20 protein-coding genes and 1 other RNA gene are annotated in these 22,100 nt (G+C 44.5%); 18 read left to right on the forward strand and 3 right to left on the reverse strand.

The window, feature by feature from the left end; all coding sequences use genetic code 11:
• Positions 1-13 precede the first annotated feature (13 nt).
• Both LRC_RS04875 and recU read right to left on the reverse strand, forming a co-directional pair.
• Entirely contained in the window at positions 14-2,347 is a 2,334-nt protein-coding gene (locus LRC_RS04875; protein WP_014073403.1) for a transglycosylase domain-containing protein, read from the reverse strand.
• Positions 2,348-2,364: 17 nt separating this feature from the next.
• Positions 2,365-2,976 (reverse strand): Holliday junction resolvase RecU, encoded by a 612-nt coding sequence (gene recU / locus LRC_RS04880; RefSeq protein WP_014073404.1) that lies wholly within the window; start codon positions 2,974-2,976, stop codon positions 2,365-2,367.
• Between the two features lie 87 nt (positions 2,977-3,063).
• Between recU and LRC_RS04885 the strand changes: the two genes are divergently transcribed.
• The 4 genes from LRC_RS04885 to LRC_RS04895 all read left to right on the forward strand — a co-directional run bounded on the left by LRC_RS04885 (position 3,064) and on the right by LRC_RS04895 (position 5,649).
• Positions 3,064-3,642 carry an SLOG family protein gene (locus LRC_RS04885; RefSeq protein WP_014073405.1) on the forward strand — a complete coding sequence of 193 codons (579 nt, stop codon included), beginning with the start codon at positions 3,064-3,066 and terminating at the stop codon, positions 3,640-3,642.
• 51 nt (positions 3,643-3,693) lie between these two features.
• The gene (gene gpsB / locus LRC_RS04890) at positions 3,694-4,035 is read left to right on the forward strand and encodes a cell division regulator GpsB (RefSeq protein ID WP_003693975.1); all 342 of its coding nucleotides are present in this window, start codon (positions 3,694-3,696) and stop codon (positions 4,033-4,035) included.
• Between the two features lie 22 nt (positions 4,036-4,057).
• Positions 4,058-4,427: RNase P RNA component class B (gene rnpB / locus LRC_RS10555), an RNA gene on the forward strand.
• Between the two features lie 85 nt (positions 4,428-4,512).
• Entirely contained in the window at positions 4,513-5,649 is a 1,137-nt protein-coding gene (locus LRC_RS04895; RefSeq protein WP_014073406.1) for a THUMP domain-containing class I SAM-dependent RNA methyltransferase, read from the forward strand.
• On the opposite strand, the gene LRC_RS04900 is transcribed toward LRC_RS04895, so the two are convergent.
• Positions 5,646-6,020 (reverse strand): RNase H family protein, encoded by a 375-nt coding sequence (locus LRC_RS04900; protein ID WP_014073407.1) that lies wholly within the window; start codon positions 6,018-6,020, stop codon positions 5,646-5,648. The two genes, LRC_RS04895 and LRC_RS04900, sit on opposite strands and share 4 nt — an antisense overlap.
• A gap of 92 nt (positions 6,021-6,112) precedes the next feature.
• On the opposite strand from LRC_RS04900, the gene LRC_RS04905 reads away from it, so the two are divergent.
• The 14 genes from LRC_RS04905 to LRC_RS04975 all read left to right on the forward strand — a co-directional run bounded on the left by LRC_RS04905 (position 6,113) and on the right by LRC_RS04975 (position 22,033).
• Positions 6,113-6,514 carry an EbsA family protein gene (locus LRC_RS04905; RefSeq protein ID WP_241531259.1) on the forward strand — a complete coding sequence of 134 codons (402 nt, stop codon included), beginning with the start codon at positions 6,113-6,115 and terminating at the stop codon, positions 6,512-6,514.
• Positions 6,515-6,628: 114 nt separating this feature from the next.
• A complete protein-coding gene (locus LRC_RS04910) occupies positions 6,629-8,287 on the forward strand; it encodes a formate--tetrahydrofolate ligase (RefSeq protein WP_014073409.1) in 1,659 nt (552 codons plus the stop codon).
• A gap of 453 nt (positions 8,288-8,740) precedes the next feature.
• Positions 8,741-9,208, forward strand: a complete 468-nt coding sequence (gene lspA, locus LRC_RS04920; RefSeq protein WP_305775243.1) for a signal peptidase II — start codon at positions 8,741-8,743, stop codon at positions 9,206-9,208.
• Positions 9,205-10,110 carry an RluA family pseudouridine synthase gene (locus LRC_RS04925; protein WP_014073412.1) on the forward strand — a complete coding sequence of 302 codons (906 nt, stop codon included), beginning with the start codon at positions 9,205-9,207 and terminating at the stop codon, positions 10,108-10,110. Before lspA ends, LRC_RS04925 begins: the two co-directional genes overlap by 4 nt.
• 176 nt (positions 10,111-10,286) lie before the next feature.
• Positions 10,287-10,835, forward strand: coding sequence for a bifunctional pyr operon transcriptional regulator/uracil phosphoribosyltransferase PyrR (gene pyrR, locus LRC_RS04930; protein WP_014073413.1), 549 nt, complete (start codon positions 10,287-10,289; stop codon positions 10,833-10,835).
• A 156-nt stretch (positions 10,836-10,991) separates the two neighbouring features.
• Positions 10,992-11,951, forward strand: coding sequence for an aspartate carbamoyltransferase catalytic subunit (locus tag LRC_RS04935; RefSeq protein WP_014073414.1), 960 nt, complete (start codon positions 10,992-10,994; stop codon positions 11,949-11,951).
• Positions 11,951-13,237, forward strand: a complete 1,287-nt coding sequence (locus LRC_RS04940) for a dihydroorotase (protein ID WP_014073415.1) — start codon at positions 11,951-11,953, stop codon at positions 13,235-13,237. Before LRC_RS04935 ends, LRC_RS04940 begins: the two co-directional genes overlap by 1 nt.
• A gap of 3 nt (positions 13,238-13,240) precedes the next feature.
• A complete protein-coding gene (locus tag LRC_RS04945; RefSeq protein ID WP_014073416.1) occupies positions 13,241-14,329 on the forward strand; it encodes a carbamoyl phosphate synthase small subunit in 1,089 nt (362 codons plus the stop codon).
• Positions 14,322-17,507, forward strand: a complete 3,186-nt coding sequence (carB, locus tag LRC_RS04950) for a carbamoyl-phosphate synthase large subunit (RefSeq protein WP_041819970.1) — start codon at positions 14,322-14,324, stop codon at positions 17,505-17,507. Before LRC_RS04945 ends, carB begins: the two co-directional genes overlap by 8 nt.
• A 19-nt stretch (positions 17,508-17,526) precedes the next feature.
• Positions 17,527-18,462: a dihydroorotate dehydrogenase gene (locus tag LRC_RS04955; protein WP_014073418.1), complete on the forward strand. Its 936-nt coding sequence runs from the start codon at positions 17,527-17,529 to the stop codon at positions 18,460-18,462.
• On the forward strand, positions 18,452-19,174 hold the full coding sequence (pyrF, locus tag LRC_RS04960; protein WP_014073419.1) for an orotidine-5'-phosphate decarboxylase: 723 nt from the start codon (positions 18,452-18,454) through the stop codon (positions 19,172-19,174). The genes LRC_RS04955 and pyrF overlap by 11 nt, the downstream gene beginning before the upstream one ends.
• A complete protein-coding gene (pyrE, locus tag LRC_RS04965) occupies positions 19,171-19,791 on the forward strand; it encodes an orotate phosphoribosyltransferase (protein ID WP_003698353.1) in 621 nt (206 codons plus the stop codon). The genes pyrF and pyrE overlap by 4 nt, the downstream gene beginning before the upstream one ends.
• Positions 19,792-19,971: 180 nt before the next feature.
• On the forward strand, positions 19,972-20,898 hold the full coding sequence (locus tag LRC_RS04970) for an LCP family glycopolymer transferase (protein WP_014073420.1): 927 nt from the start codon (positions 19,972-19,974) through the stop codon (positions 20,896-20,898).
• A 175-nt stretch (positions 20,899-21,073) separates the two neighbouring features.
• Positions 21,074-22,033: a LysR family transcriptional regulator gene (locus LRC_RS04975; RefSeq protein ID WP_014073421.1), complete on the forward strand. Its 960-nt coding sequence runs from the start codon at positions 21,074-21,076 to the stop codon at positions 22,031-22,033.
• Positions 22,034-22,100 lie beyond the last annotated feature (67 nt).

Genomic DNA, 22,100 nt, shown 5'->3' on the forward strand with positions numbered 1-22,100 from the left:
CTTCATTTTGTTATTAAGGATTTGTTTTTCCCGCGTCAGAATTGTCGGGGTTTCCGTTTTGTTCGGTGTTTGTCTTCCCGGTTGATGACGTGCTGCTAGTCGGAGACGAATTGGTTGCCGAAGATGATGATGACGACGTGCTGACGTTGTCAGAAGAAGATTCACTGGAGGATGCCGGCGTTTCTTCTGAAGCCGAAGATGATGATGTTGATGAAAGAACGCTTGAAGTCGTTTCAAGAGAACTGATTGAAGAAGAATCACCGTCTTCGTCCTTGACCGTCTGACTTGAAGAGCCTGCAAGATAAAGTTCACGGACACCGTTAACTTCTTTGACATAGACGTTGCTTGGACGCGACCAGTCAGTATTTGTTTTTCCTTGTGAGAGGTAAGTCATGGCAGCTTTGTAAAAAAGCGATGCCAATGATTGAGAATAGCGGTCAAGATAATTGCCGTTTTCGTATTGATGATCATATCCGACCCAAACGGAAACGGAATAATGCTTGGTGTAACCGTTAAACCATGAATCCATGGAAGCACTCGAAGGGAACTTCGAAGCGATGTCAGACGGATAGGCGTTCGTCCCGGTTTTTCCGGCTTGATAAAGTCCGCTGATAGAAGCTCTCGTGCCGGTGCCCTCCGTGATTACCTGTTTCAGCATATCTGTAATCATATAGGCGGTCGAAGGCTGCATCGCTTGTTTGCCAGAGCTTGCAAATTTTTTCGATTCGCCGTCAGCCGTAATGATCGTATTGATATATTGCGGCTTATGGTAGATTCCCTCGTTGGCAAATGCAGCATAGGCGGCAGCATTTTGCAAGGTCGAAGAAGGCATTCCAATGCCGTTTTGGAATTCAAGCGTCTTCTTATATTTAAACCCGAGTTTTTCGATGAAAGCTTGAGACTTGGTGATGCCGACTGCTTCCAAAGCACGAATGGCCGGAATGTTTCGCGATTGAATCAAAGCATTGCGCATCGTCATCGTGCCTTTTTCTTTATGATCGAAGTCATATAACTGGATGTTTGTCCCTGGATAAATGTACTTTGTATCTTTGATGGGTTTGTACGTTGCCCATGAAAGATACTCGATTGCAGGACCATAGTCCATCAAAGGCTTGGCCGTGGAGCCGTTTGTTCGATTGGTTTGAACGGCACGGTTCAAGCCAAAAGTAACGTTGCCGTTCTTACGACCGCCAATCATCGCAACGACGTTTCCGTTTTTGGGATCGATAACGGTCGATGCGACTTGCAGCTCGTCATCTGGATAACTCAGATATGAGTCGGTGTTTGCGATTTCGTAGAGTCGTTTTTGAACGTTCATGTCCAGGTTCGTATAAATCTGCAAGCTTCCTTTGTATGGATCGTACCCTTTATCTTTGACTTCCTCGATGACTTGTTTGATATAAGGGTCGGCAATTTTTTCGTTTTCAGTAGTCCCTTGCTTCTGATGAGACTGAAGCAATCCGTTTTTGACATCTTCGTTTTTGGCTGAAGCTGCTTCTTGCGATGAAATCTTGTCATTTGTGACCATTGCGTTTAGGACTTCATCGCGTCTTGCTTTGGCATACGTCGGATTCGAATACGGATTATATTGGGAAGGGGCATTCGGAATTCCGGCAATCAGAGCCGTCTGTGCAATATCAAGCTGGTCGAGCGTTTTGCCGTAATAATACTTGGCGGCCGTCTGCATTCCGTAGCAGCCGTATCCCATGAAGACTTTGTTGACATAATAGGTTAAAATCTGATCTTTGCTGTATGTCTTGTCAAGTTTCAAAGCGAGCCAGGCTTCCTGAGCCTTGCGCTTAAAAGTTTGGTCTGAGCGTTTGGTTGAAAAGAACGAAAGTTTGATTAACTGTTGGTCAAGCGTGCTTCCCCCTTGAAGACCGGCCGAAGATTCGCTGACGTTGGAGAGCGCGGCGGCCACGATTCGGAACGGGTCAACGCCCATATGTTTGTAAAAACGCCTGTCTTCAATAGAGGTAACGGCATCCTTCAGTTTTTGAGGGATATCTTTGCCGTTGACATAGGAACGGTTTTCGGTTCCGAGCGACATGATCTTGTTTCCGTCGGAATCATAGATCATGGTTGAGCCTGCACTGGCGAGGCGCTGTTCTGACAACGTTGGTGAATCTTTTGCCCACATGAAGAACAACGTTGCCCCGGAACAGATGCAGACAAGTGCCGTCAATGCAAGTCCTAAGAGAATTTTTGAAAAAAGAGACATCTTTTTCTTAGGGCGTCTGACTGGACGTTTGCGTGGACCGTTATGATTTTTCGAACTGTGGTGCTGTTCATGTTTTTTAGCGGTACGCGAATATTTTGGATTATTGTTTCCCATATATTCTCTCATATCCTCCTTGATACGTGTTAAAACTTATGATTTGAAATCAAGCAATCGACGCCTTCCAAGTAAGGAATGCGAGGTTCCAATCCGTAGTCGAGCTCAATGCCTTTGTCCTTGATGACTTTTTTGGGAATCGACTTTCGTCCGCTTTCCTGATTGTCCCAATACTCAAATATAATATCGGCAGGAAGCAAAAAAAGTTCAGAGCTTAAAACGAATCTGACAATCGTAAAACATATCCCGCCTTGTTTTTGACAGGCACGCATATGTTCAACTTGGTGCTTATGGAAGTTGCTTAGCGGAAAAGAAACTTTATTTTTTGTTTCTTTTGCTTCGAAATCGATGTATTTTCCATGATAGACGCCATTGTAATCAGTCGTCGATGCTTGTTTGAAATATGCTTCGCGGATAACCGCGGCGCTTCGTTTCGGATAAGAAACGTCAACGATTTGGATTGGAATCGGTTTTTTATGAATAACGGCGATTCCGTGTTCGAGGTAGTACTTGTTGCTTTCGTTGATCTCGTCTTCAAGCGACATGCCACGGTTTCCGTAAATAGTATTTTGGGTCCGCGTCTTCTTTAAAGCCGAATGACTTTCCTTAAAAGGCTGGCCGTTGGGATAATTAATTACCACAGAGTATCAACTCCCATCTGATTAATTATAACAAGTTATGCGCAAATTAGCAAAGAAGGTAGTACAATCAGATAAGGGGGTGAAAAGATGAGACTTTGGATAACCGGTTATCGCAGCTACGAGCTCGGAATCTTTAATGATAACGATCCGAAAGTCGCCGTAATCAAGTACTGTTTGGAAAACAACCTGAATTCCTTATTGGGAAAGGGACTCGAGTGGGTCATCACGGGCGGGCAGCTGGGAACTGAGCAGTGGGCATTGGAAGTTGCCGAAAAGATTGCAATGACTAATTTTGAGCTGAAAACGTCATTGATGTACCCGTTCTCTGAATTTGGCAGCAACTGGAAAGAAGACAAAAAAATCAAGCTCAAAGAATTGGAAGAAAATTGCGATTTTAGCGCAAAGGTCAGTTCAAGGCCTTACGAATCGCCGCAGCAGCTGAGAAATTATCAACGATTCATGCTTGAGCATACCGAAGGCTGTCTGCTTTTGTACGACAAAGAAAATGAAGGAAAATCGCGCTATGATTATGAAGCGATTTTGCGTCATCAGGAGAACAACGATTATTTTCTTCAAACGATCGACATGTTCGATTTGCAGGATGCGAGCGAACAATATCAAGAAACTCAAAGTTATGGTTTACATTCTGACGATAGCTTGCTATAATAAAATGTGTTGTGAGTTAAGTTCCTGTATAGTAAATGAGGTGCAGTTTCTATGGAAAATGTAAATCTTACCCCTAAGGACATCGTGAACAAAAACTTCAAACCGAAGATGCGTGGCTATGATCCGACAGAGGTCGATGAATTTTTGGATGCCGTCATTCAAGATTATGAGGTTTTTACATCTGAGATTCAGAAACTTCAGGCTGACAATGAGAAGTTGCGCAGTCGCGTCGATGAGTTGACCAAGCAGGTCAGCGTCGGCGGGAATTCGCAAACTGCACGTCCTCAGACGAACATGACCAACATGGATGTGTTGAAACGTCTTTCCAATTTGGAACGTCATGTGTTTGGTGCGCAGCTCAACGATAATGGCGATCAAGGTAATCGCTTCTAAAATATGTTAATATAGCAATACAGTTTTCGGGTAATCGCGGTCTATTTTATATAGGCTGAGGAAAGTCCAAGCTTGCACAGGCTGAGATGCCTGTAGTGATCGTGCTTGCTGAAAAAATAAGGCAAGGTACCTTTTATGGTAACGGCAGATGAACTGGCTAAGGTTTCGGCTAAGCTTAAGTAGTCTTGAAAAGTGCCACAGAGACGAACGGATGCGGAAACGCATCTGGTGGAACGAGGTAAACCCCGCGAGCAGGTAACCCAAACTTTGGTAGGGGCGCTTCATGACGGAAATGAACTAATCATGGGGGCGAGTCTTTGACTCGGAGATAGATGATTACCACCGATTTCGGATTCCTGAACCGAATGACGTACGGAACGTGGCTTATAGAGGACTGTATTCCAGGATTGACCAGGGTGTTATCCCTGGTCTTTTTTCGTAGAAAACAAATTTTTAAACAAATCTGTGAGGGATAACATGGAAAAATTCAATTTAATTGCAACTTGTGCAGCCGGAATTGAAGCAATTACTGCAAACGAACTGAAACATCTTGGATATGACGTTCAGACTGAAAACGGCAGAGTTCGTTTTTCGGGGACGATGAAAGATGTTTTTGAAACAAACTTATGGTTAAGAACGGCTGACAGAATCAAAATTGTTGTGGCGGAGTTTGAGGCGAGGACTTTCGACGAGCTGTTCGAAAAAACCAAGGCATTGCCGTGGGATGAGTTTCTTCCGCTTGACGCAGAGTTTCCGGTTTCAGGAAAATCTCAAAAATCAAAATTGCACAATGTTCCGAGCGTACAGTCTATCGTCAAGAAGGCGATTGTTGATAAAATGTGTACCGTTTATTTTAGACGGACGCAGCTTCCTGAAACGGGGGCGCTTTATCCGATTGAATGCGCAATCAACAAGGATAATGTCATGCTTACGCTTGATACGACCGGAAGCAGCCTGTTCAAGCGCGGATATCGGACCGAAAAGGGCGGGGCGCCGCTTAAGGAAAACATGGCTGCAGCGTTGGTTCTGATTTCTCACTGGTATCCTGAACATACCTTCGTCGATCCTGTCTGTGGGTCTGGGACGATTCCAATCGAGGCAGCTTTGATCGGTCATAACATTGCGCCCGGCTTGAATCGACAATTTGCTTGCGGAAAATGGGAACTTGCCGAAACGGGTATTGAAGAAAAAATTCGCGAAGAAGCACGGTCAAGGGCTGATATGTCACGCGAACTCGACATTTGGGGCTATGACATTGACGGACGAATGGTCGAAATTGCCAGAAGGAATTCTGCTGCAGCCGGAGTTCGTTCAAGCATTAATTTAAAGCAGATGGCTCTGAAAGATTTTAAAACCGATAAGGAATATGGCGTAATCGTTGCCAACCCTCCGTACGGGGAACGTTTGAGCAGCAGAGACGAAGTTCACAAGCTTTATCGGCAAATGGGAGAGATTTATCGCCCGCTTGAAACGTGGGGCAAGTACATTTTGACGAGCGACCTTAAATTTGAAGAATGGTATGGTCAAAAAGCGACAAAGAAACGCAAGCTTTATAACGGGTCATTGAGAACTGATTTGTTTCAGTATTGGGGCAAGCGCAAACCGCGCGCCTAATGCAGAGCTTGCAGCGCGAGCTCATGAGCTCCGCGGTTTTCCTTATCCGAAATCTGGTTCGGAATCATCAAAGAAAACGGACGAATCGTTTCTTCCAAACGGGTAAGCTGTTCTTGGTAGGATTTGCTGTAATGCTTGCTCAAACTGTCAAAAACGATTTTGCTGTCGGTATAAAAAAAGATTGCTTCGTCTTCTTGAGCAATCTTTTTTATTTGCTCAAAACCTTTGGCTGCAGCGGCAAATTCGGCTGCGTGATTGTCTTTTTCATTCAACGCAAACTTTTGCTGGAACTGCTGTCCGTTTTTGACGATAAGGATTCCTGCCGCGCTTTTTCCGTTTTTGAATGCGGCATCGGTATACAGTTTGATCATTTTGGACCTCTTCTTAACTTATTATTAAATATACTATAGCATATCGCCGTTGTTTTTTTGATATAATGTAACCGACAGTTATTATTGAAAGGATGTTTTTTGTGGAAAAACGTTTTTATTATCAACCTGATTTGCCGACCTCAATTACGTGTTGGTCGTACACTGGGATGGCTTTCTTATTCAGTATGCTTTTGTGGCTTGAAATCACCGTCTTCCAAGTCTACACTGCCATTGTTTTTGTGATTTTTTTGATTGCCGCAATTTTGCAGATTGCGCGAAGAAAAATTGTGCTTGAGAATGACGGTGTGGCCATAAAGACTGTATTTTCCATGAATGCAAAAAAGATTTCATATGACGACATTTTAAATGTTGAAGTTGAAAAACATGGCCTTGCTTTCACGACCAAATATCAGAAATTATCGGTCATGATGAAATGCAAGAATGCCAAAAAACTGTACAAAATTTTAAATAATCCCGAAAAAGTTCGTGTTTAAGACGTTTTAAATGCAAAAATAATTATAAAATGACTAAAAAAAGAAGATTTTGCTGACAATTGCCGTCATATGAGATATACTTAAATCATTCATGACAAGGAAGGAAGTTCAGCGTTGAAAGATATTGAAATTGCACAAAAATGCACGATGGAACCGATTGGCGAGGTTGCAAAACGTGCCGGTCTGACGGAGGACGAAATTGATCAATACGGCAAGTACAAGGCAAAAATTTCATTGCCGCTTAAAGATCACGAACCGACCAAACGCAAACTTGTTTTGGTGACGGCAATCAACCCGACTCCTGCCGGCGAAGGCAAGTCGACGGTCACGGTCGGATTGGCGGATGCGATGCAGCTCAGGAATAAGAAAACGATGATTGCCTTGCGCGAGCCGTCGCTTGGACCCGTGATGGGCATGAAGGGCGGTGCAACCGGCGGCGGATATTCTCAAGTCGTTCCGATGGAAGACATCAATCTTCATTTTACCGGCGACATGCATGCCTTGACGGCTGCCAACAACACTTTGGCTGCTTTGATCGATAATCATATTCATCAAGGCAATCAGCTTGGCATTGATCAAAGACGTGTTATTTGGAAACGCGTGGTTGACATCAATGATCGTGCCCTGCGCCATGTCGTTGTCGGTCTTGGCGGCCCGACTTCGGGGGTTCCGAGAGAAGACGGTTTCGACATTACGGTGGCATCCGAACTGATGGCCATCATCTGTCTTGCAAAAGACATTGCCGATCTTAAAAATCGCATTGGACGCATCGTCATCGGATATACTTTTGACAGGCAGCCGGTTACGGTTGACCAGCTTGGAGTGACCGGTGCGATTGCCGTTCTTTTGAAGGACGCAATCAAGCCGAACCTCGTTCAGACGTTGGCACATACGCCAGCTGTCATTCATGGCGGCCCGTTTGCCAATATCGCTCATGGATGCAACAGCGTATTTGCAACGAAGACTTGCCTTGATCTGGCAGATTATACGATTACCGAGGCCGGGTTCGGTGCCGACTTAGGGGCAGAAAAATTCTTGGACATCAAAGCACCGGTTTTGGGCAAGACGCCAGATGCCGTAGTAATCGTTGCGACGGTCCGTGCGCTTAAGATGAACGGTGGGGTTTCAAAAAAAGAGCTGGATGCTGAAAACGTTGCAGCAGTCGAGCAAGGCTATGCAAATCTTAGAAAGCACGTGCAAAACATGCAGCGCTACGGCTTGCCGGTTCTCGTTGCGCTCAACCGTTTCGTTCAAGATACTGACGCTGAACTTCAAAAAATTCAAGAGCTTTGCGAACAAGACGGAACCAAAGCTTTTGTTTGCGACGTTTGGGCCAAAGGCGGAAACGGGGCTTTGGAACTTGCGGACGCCGTTGTCGAAGCATGCGACAAGAAAACGGAATTCAAGCCTTTGTACGGTTCAGATGATGAGGTTGAAGTCAAGATTGAAAAAATCGTTAGGGAAATTTATGGTGGAGACGGAGTCGAATTCGGACCAAAAGCGAAAAAACAGCTTGTGCAGTTCCACAAATTAGGTTGGGACAAGTTGCCTGTCTGCATGGCCAAAACCCAATTCTCATTGTCGGATGATGCCAGCCTTCTTGGAGCACCGACAGGATTTACGATTCATGTTCGCGAGTTCGTGCCGAAGCTCGGAGCGGGATTTTTGGTTGCGTTGACAGGCAATGTTTTAACGATGCCTGGCCTGCCTAAAGTTCCGGCCGCCATGGGGATAAATCTGACGGACGAAGGCGTAATTGAAGGCTTATACTGATAGGGCCTGACAAAAGTAAAAATTTCTATTGAAGAGGCTTGGGGGGAAAATTCTCCTTTTCCTCTTGAAATAAATGAAAAGTCGGACAAAGGCGGTCGATTTGCGATTGAATTTGTCCGGCTTTTCTTTGATTTTTATATGTGAAAAAAACTATCTTTTTAAAGAGAAGCGCTGCTCAACTATTTCAGCCAATATCTCATTCAAATTTGCCGACAGACTTTTTTCGGCTTTATTTCCATCATTGCAGGCGGTTGTTATTCATACGAAAAAATCCGTTTTTTTAATGCGCCAGTCGGTGGTGTTTGACTCTAAAGCAGATTATTTTCGGTCTTTTTTTGCTGCCGAATCCGTCTTAAGAAATTATATTATGTTACTTTAACTTAAATGAAAAAACACTTAACAAACAGGGGGATTTAATTCCCCGTTTTTTTAGTGTATACTGTGTTAAGTGACATTCAACAGAAAGGTAAGAAAAAGATGCCTCTATATTTTGTAATAATAGCAGCAATCGTCATATTGGATCAGACGGTCAAACATCTGATTGTCGGATCGATCAAACTTAATGCCAGCATCAGCATAGTAGACGGAATTTTATCGCTTGCTCACATCAGAAATTATGGTGCGGCTTGGAGCATGCTGCTTGGACAAATTTGGTTTTTCGTAATCATTTCGATCGTTTCTTTGGCAGTGATGGCTTTCTTTTTTTGGAAGTTTCGTAACAGGCCTCTGTATTTAACGGGACTGTCCTTAATGATTGGCGGGACAATTGGAAATTTTATCGATCGTTTGCGTTTAGGATACGTCGTCGACATGTTCCAGCTTGACTTTATCAATTTTCCGGTTTTCAACGTCGCCGATTGCGCATTGACAATCGGCGTGGCAGTGATTTTGATTGCAATGCTGAAGGATGATGAATTATGAAGGAAACAGTTGTTGAAATGCAAAACGGACGCCTGGACAAGGCCTGCAGCGAAATCTTTTCGGATTATTCGCGTTCGCAAATCAAGCAGCTGATCGATGGTGGAAACATTACCGTTAACGGCAAAACCGAAAAAGCAAAGTACAAGGTTAAGTCAGGCGATGTGATCAGACTTGAAGAACCTGAAACTAAGACGCTTGAATTAAGACCAGAAAATATTCCGTTAGATATCGTCTACGAAGATGACGACGTAATCGTCATCAACAAGCCTCAAGGTATGGTTGTTCATCCGGCTCCGGGACACGATGAGCATACGTTGGTCAACGCTTTGTTATATCATTGTCCGTTGTCGACAATCAACGGAACCTTTCGACCAGGAATCGTCCACCGAATCGACAAGGACACTTCAGGTTTGCTGATGGTTGCTAAAAATGACAAGGCGCATCGATCTCTTGCAAAACAGCTTAAGGATAAAACGAATATTCGCGAGTACGTTGCTTTGGTGCACGGAAGAATTGCTGAAGACGAGGGAACGATAAATGCTCCAATCGGCAGAAGTTTAAAAGATCGAAAGAAACAGGCCGTTGTCAAAGATGGGCGAAATGCAGTGACGCACTTTGAGGTTTTGAAAAGATATCGCGATTATACGTTTGTAAAGTGCATTCTTGAAACTGGCAGAACCCATCAGATCAGGGTTCATATGAAATACATCGGCCATCCGCTTGTCGGTGATCCACTATATGGTCCGAAAAAGACCATTAAGGGAAACGGTCAGTTCCTTCACGCGGGAAAGCTCGGTTTCGTTCATCCGACGACTGGAAAATTGTTGGTATTTGAAGCTCCTTTGCCGAAAATTTTTCAAGAATGCCTGGAAAAACTTGACAAAAACAATCGTTTAGTGTAACTTGTATGTTAATGATAAGTCCTTTAAAATTAGTCCAGAGAGGCTAAGAAGGTGCGGATTGAGCAATGGAATCAGTGTGTCGGTACTGATGAAATTCGTTTACCACTTAGCCTTAAACAGTACGTTTTAGGCTGAGTGGTTTTTTATTGGACTGAAATCTTAAGGAGGATCCTGACATGACAAAAGAGATCTGCGATGCAATGGCAATGAAGCGTGCCTTGACGCGCATGACATATGAAATTATTGAAAAAAACAAGGGAATTGAAGGAATCGTCCTTGTCGGCATCAAGACAAGAGGCGTTTATCTTGCGCAACGCATCGCTTCACGATTGAAACAGCTTGAAGGTGCCGATATTCCTGTCGGTGCAATTGATATTTCCTTATATCGTGATGATGTCAGCCATAAAGACGGGCATCTCAAAGAACCTGTCGTTAACGACAGCGAACTTGGCCAAGACATTGCGGGCAAACACGTGATCTTGGTTGACGACGTTTTGTTTACAGGACGCACGATCAGAGCGGCTCTTGATGCTTTGATGGATCAAGGACGTCCTAAAACGATTAACTTGGCGGTGCTCGTTGACCGCGGTCATCGCGAACTTCCTATTCGTGCAGATTTTGTCGGCAAGAACATTCCGACTTCGCTTGATGAAGAAATCGCAGTTTATGTTGAGGAAATCGACGGAAAAGACGGCATTGAATTGCGTGATACTCAGAATAGTTAAGCAGCAACCATTTAACTGACTCCAGAGAGGGCAAAAAGGTTGAAACACTTGGTGTATGCACAAGTGCGTATGTTTTGACGAACCTTTGCAGATCTGGATCTGATTGCGGATTCAGGTCTTTTTTTAAATTAAATTAAAGATAAAGGACAGACAAGAATGAATATCGAAAAGAAAGCTGTTAGATTACCGCATTTTGTAACGATTGAAAATTTGAGCAACGATGATGTTTCAGCATTGATCGAAAGAGCTGAATATTTCAAGCACGGCGGAACTCCTGAGACGTTGACGAATCCGGTGTATTCGGTCAATATGTTTTTTGAAGATTCGACAAGAACTCATACGAGTTTTGAGATGGCCGAAAGAAAACTTGGCTTAACCGTTATTCCTTTTGATCCGGCACACAGTTCGGTCAAGAAGGGAGAAACGCTTTACGATACGCTTTTGACAATGGACGCGATTGGATTGGACTTAGCAGTTATTCGCCATAAGGAAAATAATTATTACAACGATTTGGTTGAAACATCCGATAATCAAACGCTTGATATCGGAATCGTAAACGCTGGTGACGGAAGCGGACAGCATCCTTCTCAATGTCTGCTCGATATGATGACCATTCATGACCATTTTGGAAGAATTGAAGGATTGAAAGTTGCGATTATCGGCGACTTGACAAATTCCCGTGTTGCAAGAAGCAATATGGAGCTTTTGACGCAGCTTGGCGCAGAAGTGTATTTTTCAGGCCCTGAATACTGGTATTCTGATGAATTCGGAAAATATGGCAAATATCTTCCTGTCGATGAATTAGTTGAAAAAATGGACGTGATGATGCTTCTTAGAGTTCAGCATGAACGTCATGACGGAGATTCAAACGAGGGTTCCTTTAATCCTGAAGAATATCATAAGAAATACGGCATTAACGAAGAACGTTATGAAAAAATGAAAGACGATGCAATTATCATGCATCCCGGTCCAATCAACCGTGGCGTCGAACTTGCGTCAGAACTTGTCGAATCAGATAAGTCTCGTTTCAAAGTTCAGATGCAAAACGGCGTTTTTATGAGAATGGCAATGATTGAGGCAGTGATGCGCGGACGCAAGCTGGGAGGTTTGGAATAATGAAAATGCTTATTAAGAACGGTACGGTTTATCAAGCCGGCAAATTTACTGATGAGGATATTTTGATTGAAAACGGCAAGATCAAAGCTCTTGGTAAAGATTTGGCAGATTTGACGGATAACATCGATGAAACTGTTGATGCATCAGGACTTTTGGTTGCCCCAGGTTTGGTAGACGTTCACGTTCATTATCGCGAACCTGGTTTCACGTACAAGGAAACGATTAAAACGGGCAGCATGGCAGCTGCGCATGGCGGATATACGACTGTTTGCGCAATGCCAAACCTCGATCCCGTTCCGGATACGCCCGAAAAGCTTCAGCACATGCTGGATTTGAACGAAAAAGACGGTGCGGTTCATGTTTTGCAATACGCTTCAATCACAAAAGGATTGAAATCAGAAGAACGCGTTGATTATGAAGCTTTGAAAGAAACCGGCGCATTCGGCTTCAGCAATGACGGATGCGGCGTTCAAACGGCTGGCACGATGTATCTTGCGATGAAAGCTGCCGCTGAAATCGACATGCCGATCGTTGCGCACGTTGAGGACAACTCATTGTTGTTCGGTGGCGTGATGAATGCCGGCAAACGTGCCGAAGAACTTGGCTTGCCCGGAATTTTGGGGATCAGTGAATCATCGCAGATCGCGCGCGACCTTTTGTTGGCAAAAGAAACCGGTGTTCATTATCACGTCTGTCACGTTTCGACCGTCGAAAGCGTCGAGCTCGTTCGCTTGGCAAAACAGCATGGAATCAATGTGACTTGCGAAGTCGCACCGCACCACTTGCTCTTAAATGAAGAGGACATCCCCGGAAATGACGGCTACTACAAGATGAATCCTCCGCTTAGAACAAAAAATGATCAGCAGGCTTTGATTAATGGCCTTTTGGACGGAACAATCGACGTTATTGCTACGGATCATGCTCCGCACAGCGTTGACGAAAAAACAGGCGACATGCGTAATGCTTCATTTGGCATTACAGGGAGCGAAACAGCTTTCAGCATGCTGTATACACGTTATGTCAGAACCGGCGTATTTACGTTGGAACAGCTGCTTAATTGGATGAGCATCAATCCGGCTGAAATTTTCAAGATTGAAAAAGCCGGCGAAATTCTGCCCGGCAAGCCAGCCGATCTGGCTTTGTTCGATCTTAATCACGAAACGACGATCAAAGAATCAGAATATTTATCCAAAGGAATCAATACTCCGTTTACGGGAGAAACCGTTCATGCTTCGACCGCAATGACCTTGGTTGACGGCAAAATTGCTTACAAGAGGGGGAATTAACCGATGAAACGTTATTTGGTTCTAGAAGACGGCACGGTCTATAAAGGCGAGGCATTTGGAGCCGATTGCCAAACGACAGGCGAAGTCGTATTTACGACCGGGATGACCGGTTATCAAGAAGCAGTGACGGATCAATCGTTTGCAAACCAGATTTTGGTTTTCACTAATCCGCTGATTGGAAACTACGGCGTCAACCTTGATGATTACGAATCGCTTCAGCCCAACTGTCGCGGCGTCGTTTGTCGCGAAGTCGCACGCGTTTCCGATAGCTGGCGCAAGCAGGATACGTTCGATAATTTCTTGAAACAGATGAATATCCCTGGAATAAAAGGAATCGATACGCGCGCATTGACCAAAAAGCTGCGTGTTCATGGGACAATGAAGGGCAGTTTGATTGATCCTGTTGATGATTTGAAGCATGCATTCGACCAGCTTCATGCTACCGTAATCAGCGATCGGGTCGTGGCACAGGTTTCGACCAAGCGTCCTTATCCAAACCCTGGCAGCAATCGCAACATCGTTTTGGTAGATTTTGGCGCAAAGCACAGCATTTTGCGCGAACTTGCAAAACGTGACTGCAATACGATCGTCGTTCCTTACAATACGACGGCAGAACAAATTTTGGCTCTCAAGCCGGATGGCGTGATGCTGTCTAACGGGCCTGGAGATCCGAAGAGCGTGCCTTCTGCAATCGAAATGGTCAAAGAAATCGAAAAGCACCTGCCTCTTTTTGGCATTTGTCTCGGACATCAGATTTTTGCTTTGGCAAACGGTGCCGATACCTACAAGATGAAATTCGGTCATCGCGGATTCAACCATCCGGTAAGAGAAATTGCGACCGGCCGCATCAATTTCACTTCGCAAAACCATGGTTATGCGGTCAAGCCTGAATCAGTCGATACGAATGAACTCATCATTACTCACCGTGAAATCAACGACAATACGGTCGAAGGTCTGCGTCACAAGCGCTACCCGGCATTTACCGTTCAGTTTCACCCGGATGCGGCTCCTGGTCCGCATGATGCAGACGATTTGTTTGACGATTTCATGCATATGATTGACCATAGAAAGGAAGGAAAGAGCAATGCCTAAGAGAACAGATATTCATAAAATCATGGTGATCGGATCCGGCCCAATCATCATCGGACAAGCTGCCGAATTTGATTATTCCGGAACGCAGGCTTGCATGGCATTGCGTGAAGAAGGCTATGAAGTCGTTTTGGTCAATTCCAACCCGGCAACGATCATGACGGATACGAAGATTGCGGACAAAGTCTACATTGAGCCCTTGACGACGGAATCCGTTTCACGGATTTTGCGTCAAGAATATCCGGATGCCCTGCTTCCGACTCTCGGAGGACAAATCGGACTCAACTTGGCAATTGCACTTGCCAAGACAGGCATCTTGGATGAACTGCATATTGAACTTTTAGGCACGAAGCTTGAAGCAATCGATCAGGCTGAAGATCGCGAAAAATTCAAAGAGTTGATGCAGGATTTAAACGAGCCGATTCCAGCCTCAAAAACTGTCAATACCGTTGAAGAGGCTTTGAAATTTGCCGATGAGATCGGATATCCTGTAATCGTGCGCCCTGCATTTACCATGGGCGGAACAGGCGGCGGCATGTGCGACAACAAGCAGCAGCTGCAAGAAATTTGTGCAAACGGACTTGACCTTTCTCCCGCAACGCAATGTCTGATTGAAAAATCAATCAAAGGCTATAAAGAAGTCGAATATGAAGTCATGCGCGATTCAGCAAACAACGCAATGGTTGTCTGCTCAATGGAAAACTTCGATCCTGTCGGGATTCATACCGGAGACTCGATCGTGCTCGCACCAACGCAGACTCTGACCGATCGCGAATATCAAATGCTGCGCGATTGTGCGCTGAAACTGATTCGTGCTTTGAAGATTGAAGGCGGCTGCAACGTTCAATTGGCGCTTGATCCGAACAGTTATGAATACAACGTTATTGAAGTCAATCCACGCGTTTCGCGTTCCAGTGCGCTTGCTTCAAAGGCTACCGGATATCCGATTGCAAAGATGGCTGCCAAAATTGCCGTTGGTTTGACTTTGGATGAAATCATCAACCCGGTTACCGGAACGACATATGCGGAATTTGAACCGGCACTTGACTATGTGGTTGCCAAAATTCCGCGCTGGCCGTTTGACAAGTTTCCGCGTGCCGATCGTCGCTTAGGAACACAGATGAAGGCTACAGGCGAAGTCATGGCAATCGGTCGTAATGCCGAAGAGGCAATTCAAAAGGCCGTTCGTTCACTTGAAATCGATGAAAAGGATCTTATCAGCCAAGAAGCGCGTGATGCCAGTGACGATGAGGTTGAAGACAAGCTTTTCCACGTGCAGGATGATCGCATTTTCTACATTGCAGAAGCGTTCAGAAGAGGATTTACGTTGGAAGAAGTCAACGAACTGACAAAGATTAACGTTTATTTTCTTGACATCATCAAACACATCGTTGAACTTGAAGCGGAACTTGCGCACAACGTTGGAGACATCGAAATCTTGAAAACGGCCAAATACTACGGATACAGCGATCATACGATTGGCAAGCTGTGGGACATGGATGAAGACGAGGTTCGTTCATTGCGCCATGAAAATAAGATTTTGCCGGTTTATAAAATGGTCGACACTTGCGCTGCCGAATTCGAATCACACACTCCGTACTTCTACAGCTCATATGATGAAGAAAACGAAAGCATTAAATCAGACAAGCCTTCAGTCCTCGTCATCGGTTCTGGTCCGATTAGAATCGGACAGGGCGTTGAATTCGACTATGCGACGGTTCACAGCGTCAAGGCCATTCAAAAGGCCGGTTATGAAGCAATTGTCATGAATTCTAACCCTGAGACGGTTTCGACCGATTTTTCGATTTCAGACAAGCTTTATTTCGAACCTTTGACTTTGGAAGACGTTTTAAACGTCATCGAACTGGAACAGCCGTTCGGGGTTATCGTCCAATTCGGCGGACAAACCGCGATCAACCTTGCTGCTGGACTTGAAGCACATGGTGTCAAGGTTCTCGGAACAACGGTCGAAGACCTTGATCGGGCAGAAGATCGCGAATTATTTGATCAGGTCATCAATAATCTTGGCTTGAAACAACCAATCGGCAAAACGGCAACGACTCAAGAACAGGTTATGGAATGTGCTCATGAAATCGGATATCCGGTTCTCGTTCGCCCAAGCTACGTTCTTGGCGGGCGCGCAATGGAAATCGTCAACAATGATGCAGAACTTGAGGAATATCTTTCACATAATGCCAAAGCAGAAATTGACCATCCGATTTTGGTCGATGCATATCTTGAAGGGTATGAATGTGAAGTTGATGCAATCTGTGACGGAAAAGACGTTTTGTTGCCGGGAATCATGGAACACATTGAACATGCCGGAGTACACTCTGGCGACTCAATGGCTGTTTATCCGCCGCAAAGCTTCTCGAAAGACGTCAAGGATCAGATCGTTGAAGCAACGAAGAAGCTTGCCGTTGCTTTGAAGTGCATCGGCATCATGAATATTCAGTTCATTATTCACAAGGGTGAAGCATACGTCCTTGAAGTCAATCCGCGAGCAAGTCGCACGGTGCCGTTTTTAAGCAAGATTACCGGAATCGAAATGACGCAGGTGGGAACCCAGGTCATTTTGGGCAAGTCGCTTAAAGAGCTCGGATTCGAGTCCGGACTTTATCAAGAATCAAAACAGGTTCACGTCAAAGCACCTGTCTTTTCATTCAGCAAGCTGGCTGACGTTGACAGCTTCCTTGGGCCGGAAATGAAGTCTACGGGTGAAGTCATGGGCAGCGACTTTACTTTTGAAAAAGCTTTGTATAAGGCATTTGCCGGCGCCAATATGCTGCTTCCAGAATGCGGACGCGTCTTGTTCACGATTGAAGATAAGGACAAAAATGTTGTTCTTCCGCTTGCGGAAAGATTTGCAAAAATCGGGTATCGTATTTTTGCAACCAAGGGCACGGCCGAATTCTTGCGTCAAAACGGGCTGCATGCGACGAAAGTTTCCAAGATCGGTGAAGAAGATTCAAATAATCCGGCAATTATCAAACTTTTGATGAACAATGAAGTTGATCTCGTAATCAATACAATGAGTCACGATCAGGAGATGTCTTCTGACGGTTTCGTCATCCGTCAGACCGCAATTGAACACAACATTGCATTGCTGACGTCTTTGAATACCGCGGATGCTTTATTGCGCGCGCTTGAAAACCGTTCGTTTGCAACGGAGTCATTATAAAATCTTTGGAGGTAGTTTCATGTCTGATGAACGTCTAGCAGTCAAGCTCCCAGGACTTGACTTGAAGAACCCGGTTATGCCGGCCAGCGGTACTTTTGGCTTTGGCGAAAATCCGAAATATGATTTGAATGAATTGGGCGCAATCGTTGTCAAGACAACGACGGTTGAAGCCAGGACAGGGAATCCCAATCCTAAGATAGCTTTGATGGATAATGGGGTTTTGAATGCCGTCGGTTTGCAAAATCCAGGGCTTGAAGCGGTTATTGCTGAAAAGCTGCCTTCATTGAAGCAATCGTATCCTTCTTTGCCAATTGTCGGAAGCGTCGGCGGCTCTTCTGAGGAAGATTACGTCGAAGTCGCATCCCGCTTGTCTCAAAGCGGCTACGTTGATGCTTTGGAACTCAACATTTCTTGCCCGAACGTCAAAAAAGGCGGCATGGCTTTCGGAACTGTTCCGGAAGTTGCCAAGAAGCTGACAGAAGAAGTCAAAAAAGCTTCCAGCGTGCCGGTATACGTCAAGCTTTCTCCGAACGTCACGGATATTTGCGCAATTGCCAAGGCAGTTGAAGAAGGCGGGGCTGACGGATTGACGATGATCAATACTTTGCTCGGGATGCACATCGACCTCAAGACGAGAAAGTCCGTTTTGGGCAATCTGACAGGCGGATTTTCCGGTCACGGAGTTCTTCCCGTTGCGATTCGCATGATTTATCAAGTTGCCCATGTTTGCGATTTGCCGATTATTGGCGTTGGCGGAATCGAACGACCTGAAGATATCATTGAAATGTTTCTTGCGGGTGCTTCCGCCGTGCAGGTAGGATCGGCACATTTCGATGATCCGCTGATTTGCCCGCATTTGATTGAAAAGCTTCCCGATTTGATGGACGAGCTTCAAATTTCATCATTGGAAGAACTGCGAAAAGAAGTCAAGGAGGCATTTGCAAATGAAAATTGAGCGTCCAATCATAGCTCTGGATTTTCCTAACAGAGAGGCATGTCGAAATTTCTTAAAAAAATTTCCTGAAGAAGAAAAGCTGTTCGTCAAAATCGGAATGGAACTTTACTATTCCGAAGGGCAGGACATGGTCAAAGAAATTATGGATCTGGGACACGATGTCTTCTTGGATCTGAAATGCCACGACATTCCGCATACGGTCGAATCAGCAATGCGCGTGCTTGGAAAACTCGGCGTCTCATTGACGACCTTGCACGCAAGTGGCGGCAGCGAAATGATGAAAGCCGCAAAAAACGGTTTGTTGGAAGGTGCTCAAAGCAATGGCAAAAAAGCCCCGAAACTTTTGGCGATTACGCAATTGACATCGACGAGTCCTGAAATGGCAAAAAAAGAACAGCACATTGCCTGCAATTTGGCCGAAAGCGTCAAAAGCTACGCAGAACTGGCACAGCAAAGCGGGATGGACGGCGTTGTCTGTTCAGCTTGGGAAGCTCAGATGATTGCCGATGCAACCAATGACGATTTTTTGCGCGTCACGCCTGGAATTCGTTTAAAAGGCGGAGCTATCGGCGACCAAAAACGCGTGATGACGCCTGACGAAGCTGAAATGAACGGCTCTTCAGCAATCGTTGTCGGACGAGCAATTACCCAGGCTCAAAATCCTGTTGAAGCGTATCGCTTAGTCTCAAACTTATGGAGGAATCAACAATGAAACAAACAGCAAAGGACCTGCTTAAGATAAATGCAGTGAAACTCTCGCCAAAAGAACCTTTTACGTGGGCCAGCGGCATCAAAAGTCCGATTTATTGCGACAATCGTTTAACAATCAGCTATCCTGAAATCAGAACCAGGATTGCAAAAGGCATTGCCGAGATAATCAAGGAGAAGTTTCCGGAAACGGAAATGATTGCCGGAACGGCCACGGCGGGAATTCCTCATGCCGCATGGATTGCTCAGGAATTGAATCTTCCAATGGTGTACGTTCGTTCCAAGCCAAAGGATCATGGGCGCGGCAAACAGATTGAAGGCGTGCTTGAAAAAGGACAAAAGACAATCGTCATTGATGATCTGCTCTCAACCGGAGGCAGCGTTTTAAAAGCTGTCAAAGCTGCGGAAAACGAAGGCGCAGACGTTATCGGCGTATGTGCAATCTTTTCCTACCAGCTTCCTAGCGTCAACGGCAATTTTGAAAAAGCCGGCGTTCCGTTTGCAACGTTGACGAACTATACGGAACTGCTTGAAGCAGCAGTTGAAGAATCATACATCACGAAAGAAGAACAGGAATTGCTTCACAGATGGCGTGAAGATCCTGAAAACTGGCTAGACTGATTAAATCAAGACCTCGCTCTGCTTTTTAATGAGCGAGGTTTTAGTTTATGTTTTGGACTATATGTTACAGTTTTATGAAAAAATAAAGCTTTTTAATGCAATTGATGATTTTATTGCTATAATTACATTGTCGTATAAATAATTTGCAATCTAAGGTTGCAAAGGAAGCAGGTGTTTTACATGAGTAATCATCATCACCATCACAGGAAACACGTTTGGTGGAAGTGGCTGTTGGGAATCGTTTGTGTCTTCTTGCTTGTTGACGGAGTTGTTTTGGCGAAGTTTTATTTTTCTGCCAAAGATGCAGTCGATCGTTCTTTCAAGAAAGTAAACTATAAAAAGAAGCGTGAAAAATCAGTCGACATGTCTAAGAAACAACCGTTTTCCGTCCTTCTTCTGGGCAGCGATACCGGCGAATACGGACGTACATATCGCGGACGAACCGATACCATCATGGTAGCGGCCGTAACATCGAGTCAAACGACGCTCGTATCGATTCCGCGTGATACTTTGGTTCATATTGAAGGACATCCCGGCAACAACAAGATCAATGCCGCATATTCATATGACGGCATGACGGGGGCGTTGAACACGATCCAATCCTATCTTGACATTCCGATTGATCATTATGTCGAATTGAACATGAAAGGGTTGGAGCAGCTTTCAAATGCGATCGGACCCGTTCAGGTCGACAATGACCTTGAGTTTACGAATCTCGGCAAGCATTTCAGCAAGGGAACCGTAACGATTGATTCAAGCAATATTTTGGCATATACGCGAATGCGTTATGAAGATACTCGCGGAGATTACGGACGGCAGATGCGTCAGCGTTTGGTAGTTCAGGCCATGGTAGAAAAAATTGCTTCTCTTGGCAGCTTGTTCAAGTATCAAAAGATTCTCAACGTAATTTCATCAAACATGAAGACCGACTTGACGTTTGATGACGTTAAAGAAATTGCAACGGGGTATTCGGGAGCGAAGAATATCAAGCAAGTTCAGCTGCAAGGCAAGGGCGATATGATTGACGGCGTTTCATATGAAGTCGTCAGTCAATCGGAATTGCAAAGCGTTCAAAAGACGCTGAAAGATGCATTAAACTTTAAATAAGAAGAAGCCTGGATTTTATCCGGGCTTTTTGTTATTTAAAAATTGGAAGATTATTCATGTTCATGGAATTGTTAATTAACAATTGAGTAAATTTGATGTATTATAATTTATATATTGATAAGTTTTTAGGGATGTCAAATAAATTAATTATTAACAAACCTGAAAGGAAAATGTTATGAAAACAAAACAAGATACGATTTTTTCCTCCAAGACGCTCAGTTATTTTTTGCAGCTTGCCGAAACGATGAGCTATACGCAAGCAGCGCAGATTTTGGGGATTACGCAACCGGCTTTGACCCAACAGATCAAAAAGCTTGAACGGACGGTCGGTGCGCCGTTGTTTTATTCAGTCGGGAAAAAATTGCACTTATCTGATGCGGGTTACACGATGCTTGATGCCACGCATCAGATATACGAAACCTTAAACAAGGCTGCCGATGAGATTCAGCAAACGACAAGCGCGACTCAGGGTTCAATCAGCATCGGAATTTTGGCTTCCATCGAAAGCAGCGTTTTTGCAAGTTTCATTACGGAGTATTATGAGCATAATCATGGGATTAAGTTGACGCTGCATTCATTGACGCGCAAAGAGATTTGGGAGCGACTCGAAAACAATACCATTGATCTTGCTGTTACATATCTTCCAGATGAAAGCATTAAGAATTGGAAACCGTACGAATCAAAGAAAATCATTACGGAGGATTTGTTGTTTATTCACAATAACGAGGAATTAAGCAAGCGTAAGCGAATCCGATTGAAGGATACGCTGACGAACGATTGGGTGACTTATCCTCCGCAGTATTATGTCAACGACGTGATTCGCGAAGCCTATAAAAATGCTCTGATCGACAAACCGACAAGCGTTGCTCACTTTGCGACGCCTGCACAGCTGTTTTCTTTTGCAAATAAGACTGACGTCTATACGGCTTTGCCGATGTCATTTGTTGAGGCTCATAACAACGGACGACTGATGACGGCCTTGTTTGAGCCGGAAATCAAGTTTGATTTATCTTTTGTTTTCAGAAAAGGCAAAAATCAAATTCCGAGAATTGCTAATTTTTTAAATGCATTTGACGAATATCTGAGCGAAGCCGACTATATTGAACACCTTAAGAAAATCAATACTGAGAACTAACTCATAATTGTATTTTTATATTATGGGGGTTATAATTAACGTATATTATTCAAAAGGAGAATCAGCC

It is taken from the genome of Ligilactobacillus ruminis ATCC 27782 (assembly GCF_000224985.1).
Classification (GTDB): domain Bacteria; phylum Bacillota; class Bacilli; order Lactobacillales; family Lactobacillaceae; genus Ligilactobacillus; species Ligilactobacillus ruminis.

What these genes read in the sequence shown, in the direction of transcription:
- LRC_RS04875 (WP_014073403.1), bottom strand. Translation starts at nt 2,347, where the DNA reads ATGAGAGAATATATGGGAAACAATAATCCAAAATATTCGCGTACCGCT.
- LRC_RS04885 (WP_014073405.1), top strand. Translation starts at nt 3,064, where the DNA reads ATGAGACTTTGGATAACCGGTTATCGCAGCTACGAGCTCGGAATCTTT.
- gpsB (WP_003693975.1), top strand. Translation starts at nt 3,694, where the DNA reads ATGGAAAATGTAAATCTTACCCCTAAGGACATCGTGAACAAAAACTTC.
- LRC_RS04895 (WP_014073406.1), top strand. Translation starts at nt 4,513, where the DNA reads ATGGAAAAATTCAATTTAATTGCAACTTGTGCAGCCGGAATTGAAGCA.
- LRC_RS04900 (WP_014073407.1), bottom strand. Translation starts at nt 6,020, where the DNA reads ATGATCAAACTGTATACCGATGCCGCATTCAAAAACGGAAAAAGCGCG.
- LRC_RS04905 (WP_241531259.1), top strand. Translation starts at nt 6,113, where the DNA reads ATGTTTTTTGTGGAAAAACGTTTTTATTATCAACCTGATTTGCCGACC.
- LRC_RS04925 (WP_014073412.1), top strand. Translation starts at nt 9,205, where the DNA reads ATGAAGGAAACAGTTGTTGAAATGCAAAACGGACGCCTGGACAAGGCC.
- pyrR (WP_014073413.1), top strand. Translation starts at nt 10,287, where the DNA reads ATGACAAAAGAGATCTGCGATGCAATGGCAATGAAGCGTGCCTTGACG.
- LRC_RS04935 (WP_014073414.1), top strand. Translation starts at nt 10,992, where the DNA reads ATGAATATCGAAAAGAAAGCTGTTAGATTACCGCATTTTGTAACGATT.
- LRC_RS04940 (WP_014073415.1), top strand. Translation starts at nt 11,951, where the DNA reads ATGAAAATGCTTATTAAGAACGGTACGGTTTATCAAGCCGGCAAATTT.
- LRC_RS04945 (WP_014073416.1), top strand. Translation starts at nt 13,241, where the DNA reads ATGAAACGTTATTTGGTTCTAGAAGACGGCACGGTCTATAAAGGCGAG.
- carB (WP_041819970.1), top strand. Translation starts at nt 14,322, where the DNA reads ATGCCTAAGAGAACAGATATTCATAAAATCATGGTGATCGGATCCGGC.
- LRC_RS04955 (WP_014073418.1), top strand. Translation starts at nt 17,527, where the DNA reads ATGTCTGATGAACGTCTAGCAGTCAAGCTCCCAGGACTTGACTTGAAG.
- pyrF (WP_014073419.1), top strand. Translation starts at nt 18,452, where the DNA reads ATGAAAATTGAGCGTCCAATCATAGCTCTGGATTTTCCTAACAGAGAG.
- pyrE (WP_003698353.1), top strand. Translation starts at nt 19,171, where the DNA reads ATGAAACAAACAGCAAAGGACCTGCTTAAGATAAATGCAGTGAAACTC.
- LRC_RS04970 (WP_014073420.1), top strand. Translation starts at nt 19,972, where the DNA reads ATGAGTAATCATCATCACCATCACAGGAAACACGTTTGGTGGAAGTGG.
- LRC_RS04975 (WP_014073421.1), top strand. Translation starts at nt 21,074, where the DNA reads ATGAAAACAAAACAAGATACGATTTTTTCCTCCAAGACGCTCAGTTAT.